Raw genomic sequence first — 3,710 nt, forward strand, 5'->3', positions numbered from 1 at the left:
CTACGACCCCGTCACCCACCAGACCAACAACAAGATCAAAACGACTCCCGAGACGGCTCCGGCGGCATAGAGGTTGACTCAGGAAACTCACGCGCTCTCCCCGACGGGCTGGGCGTCACCGGGCGGAGCGTCGGCGGGCCGGGCGTCGGCCGGCCGGGCGTCGGCGGCCCGGGCGTCGGCGGACCCGGTGGCCACCGGCTCGGCGTCGGCAGACCGGGCCTCCACCGGGCGGGCCCCCGCCGACGGCACGTCCAGGTAGGCCGCCAGCCAGTGGTCCAGCTCGGCGAACACCCGGGCGCGGACCGCCTCGCCGGACAGCACCAGGTCGTGGATGCCGTCCTCGATCCGCACGATGGTGACGTGCCGGCCCAGCCGCGGCCCCTGCGCGGCGATGTCGTCGGCGCGCAGCACCGCGTCGGCCCGGCGCACCCCCTCGTGCCACACGGTGGTGGAGATGGAGCGGGTCGAGGCCATCAGCAGCACCGGTACGTCGATGCCCAGCCCCTGCCGCAGCCGCCGGTGCCCCTGGTGGATCGCCGCCAGCCAGCCCGCGTACAGCGGGAAGCCCTCGGCGGGCTTGAGGGCGAGGTCGAAGTCCCACTCGCCCTTGTGGTCCTTGTGCAGGCTGTGGGTGTAGTGCGGGTTGAGCGAGGACGGCAGGACGCGGGTCGGCGCCATCCGCCCGAGCGCCGTGACGGCCGGACCGCCCAGGGTCCGGACCGCGAGCCCGGCCGGCATCGACAGGAACGGGCTGTTGAGGAAGAGCCCGTCCACCACGCCGCGCCCGGCCCGCCGGCCCGCCCACAGCGCGGCGATCAGCCCGCCGGTCGAGTGCCCGTTGAGCAGCAGCTTCCGGTGGCCGTCCAGTTCGCGGATGATCCGGACGGCCTCGTCGATCTCCTCGTCGTACTCGGTGAGGTGGCGCACGAAGTTGGGCGACTGGTGCGGGCGCAGCGAGCGGCCGTACTTGCGCAGGTCGAGGGCGTAGAAGGAGAACCCGAGCGCGGTGTAGTGGTCGGCCAGGTTGGTCTGGAAGAAGTAGTCGTTGTACCCGTGGACGTACAGCACGGCCCGCTCCGACCCGGGCACCAGGCGCCGGACGAGGGTCGCGCACACCGCCCCTTCGTCGTCCGGCCGCAGCGTCAGCTCGGCCGCCTCGTAGGGGGCACCCAGGATGTCTTCACGGAACTCCATGGGGCCGACTGTACTGGCTCGGCCGGTCCCGTCCCCGGCATCGCCGACCTGCCGCGATGTGATGATCGCAATGTTCTCGCGTCCGCCTGCCGCCTTCCGCACGGGCTCGCCCGCCTCCGGCCGCCGCCCGGAGCGCGGATGTGCCGTAGGGGCCGGGCACTTGATCACCCGTGCGCTCGCCTGTCCCGCCCTGGTGCCCGGGCGCCGGAGCTCCGGGGCCGCCGTGCCGGCCACCGGCTCCCTGTGCTCTACTACGTGCGCTTTCGACCGACCACGAGCCACTCGCGGAGCCCTACCCGATGAGCACCACCTGCCCCACCTGCGCCGCGACGGATGAGACCGTCGCCGTCCGGGAGGCCCTGCTGGACACCGACCGACCGCTCGACCCGCCGACCCGGGAGCTGCTGACGATGCCGCCCGAGCCCGGGGGCACCAGTGGGTGCGCGGTCACCCTCTTCGTCCTGGCCGCCCTCTTCGGACTGCTCGGGCTGGCCTCCCTGCGGACCGGCGGCGACACCGACGTCACCGACTCCGCGTACCGGTTGGGCAGCCACTACGGCGCGCTCCTCATCGCCGTGGTCCTGCTGGGCATCGGGCTCTCCGTCCATTCCGCCCACCGGCGCCGTCGGAGCGGTGCGGCGGACCGGTGGCCGCGGACCTACGAGCAGTGGCAGCGGCTCCACGGGGTGTGGCGGGCGACGTGGCTGTGCCGGCGCTGCCGGATCGTGTTCCTCCCCGCCACGGAGATCGGCCCCGACGCCCCGGCCTCGCCCCCGGTGCCGACGGCGCAGTTCCCGCAGTGGGCCGAGGGCATCGCCCGGCGGGACGAGCCCCCGGGCACCGCGACCGCGTCGGGCTGAGCCCCGGGCCGCCCCGCGCGCGCTGTCACGCACCCCGGGAGGGGAGCCGCCCGCGCCTCCCCTCCACTCCTCGTGCGCCTGCTGTGCGCCGGTGTCCCTGTGGAACGCTTCCCGGACAGACCAGGCGAGTCGGGGAGTTTGCATGCAGCACGGGCATACCGATCCATCGCTCTACCGTTCGGCCACCGAGGCCATCGCCGCGCCGCCGGAGAAGCTGGCGTACGTGGCCGGCTTCGACCGGTCCGGGCAGCGGCCGGACGCGTTGCTGAGCGTCGACACCGATCCGGACTCGGCGACCTACGGGAAGGTCCTGAACTTCGCCGAACTGCCGACGCTCGGCGACGAGTTGCACCACTTCGGATGGAACGCCTGCTCCAGCGCCCTCGCCCACGCCTGCCACCAGAACCCGGAGCGGCGCTACCTGCTGCTGCCCGGCCTGCGCTCCTCCCGGCTGCACGTGCTGGACACCCGGCCGGACCCGGTCCGCCCGCGGCTGGTCAGGACGATCGAGGCGGCGGAACTCGCCGCCAAGGCCGGCTACTCGCGCCCCCACACCCTGCACTGCGGCCCGGAGGGCGTGTTCCTGTCCTGCCTCGGCGGCGCCGACGGCGACGACGGCCCGGGCGGGGTCGCGCTGCTCGACCACACCACCTTCGAGGTGCTGCGCCCCTGGGAGACCGAGCGCGGCCCGCAGCACCTCGCCTACGACGTCTGGTGGCACCTGGGCACCAACGTGGGCGTGACCAGCGAGTGGGGCACCCCGTGGATGATCGAGGACGGGGTGGTGCCGGACCTCCTGCTCGGGCGCAAGTACGGCCACGCGCTGCACTTCTGGGAGCTGGACACCGGCCGCCACCTCCAGCGGGTGGACCTCGGTGACCAGCACCAGATGGTCCTGGAGCTGCGCCCGGCGCACGACCCGCAGGCGGAGTGGGGTTTCGCCGGGGTGGTCACCAACGTCGAGGACCTCTCCTCCTCGGTCTGGCTCTGGTACCGGGAGGGGCCCGCCTTCACCGCGCGCAAGGTGATCGAGATCCCCGCCGAGCCGGCCAAGGCCGAGGACCTGCCGCCCGCCCTCCAGCCCTTCGGCGCGGTGCCGCCGCTCGTCACCGACATCAACCTGTCGGTGGACGACCGCTGGCTCTACGTCTCCGCCTGGGGCACCGGCGAGTTGTTCCAGTACGACGTCTCGGACCCGTTCCACCCCCGGCTGACCGGCTCCGTGCGGCTCGGCGGCGTCGCCGCCCGCACCCCGCACCCGGCCGAGCCCGGCCGCCCGCTGAACGGGGCGCCGCAGATGGTGGAGATCAGCCGGGACGGCCGGCGGATCTACCTCACCAACTCGCTGTACGGCGCCTGGGACGACCAGTTCTACCCGGAGGGCATCGAGCCCTGGATGGTCAAACTGGACGCCGACCCGGAGGCCGGCGGGCTGAGCGTCGACGAGCGCTTCTTCCCCCACGGCGCCGACTTCCGCGGGCTGCGCGTCCACCAGACCCACCTGGCGGGCGGCGACGCCTCCTCCGACTCCTACTGCTTCCGCTGAGCGACCGCCGGGGGGGGGGGGGGGGGGGGGGGGGGGGGGGGGGGGGGGGGGGGGGGGGGGGGGGGGGGGGGAGGAGGGTGGGGTTGGGTGGACCCAGGGGAGAAGATTAA

The 3,710-nt window shown here is 73.9% G+C and carries 3 protein-coding genes; 2 read left to right on the forward strand and 1 reads right to left on the reverse strand.

Going from position 1 to position 3,710, the window contains the following annotated elements; all coding sequences use genetic code 11:
* Window positions 1–87: 87 nt before the first annotated feature.
* Window positions 88–1,194: an alpha/beta hydrolase gene (locus tag ACZ55U_RS38865; protein WP_465534328.1), complete on the reverse strand. Its 1,107-nt coding sequence runs from the start codon at window positions 1,192–1,194 to the stop codon at window positions 88–90.
* 299 nt (window positions 1,195–1,493) lie between these two features.
* Between ACZ55U_RS38865 and ACZ55U_RS38870 the strand changes: the two genes are divergently transcribed.
* Both ACZ55U_RS38870 and ACZ55U_RS38875 read left to right on the forward strand, forming a co-directional pair.
* Window positions 1,494–2,054, forward strand: a complete 561-nt coding sequence (locus tag ACZ55U_RS38870) for a hypothetical protein (RefSeq protein WP_465534330.1) — start codon at window positions 1,494–1,496, stop codon at window positions 2,052–2,054.
* A gap of 142 nt (window positions 2,055–2,196) precedes the next feature.
* Window positions 2,197–3,600, forward strand: coding sequence for a selenium-binding protein SBP56-related protein (locus tag ACZ55U_RS38875; RefSeq protein WP_465534332.1), 1,404 nt, complete (start codon window positions 2,197–2,199; stop codon window positions 3,598–3,600).
* Window positions 3,601–3,710: the final 110 nt, after the last annotated feature.

Source organism: Kitasatospora sp. NPDC034533, assembly GCF_055575155.1.

Excerpts from the sequence above, each read along its gene's own strand:
- ACZ55U_RS38865 (WP_465534328.1), bottom strand. The coding sequence starts at position 1,194 with ATGGAGTTCCGTGAAGACATCCTGGGTGCCCCCTACGAGGCGGCCGAG.
- ACZ55U_RS38870 (WP_465534330.1), top strand. The coding sequence starts at position 1,494 with ATGAGCACCACCTGCCCCACCTGCGCCGCGACGGATGAGACCGTCGCC.
- ACZ55U_RS38875 (WP_465534332.1), top strand. The coding sequence starts at position 2,197 with ATGCAGCACGGGCATACCGATCCATCGCTCTACCGTTCGGCCACCGAG.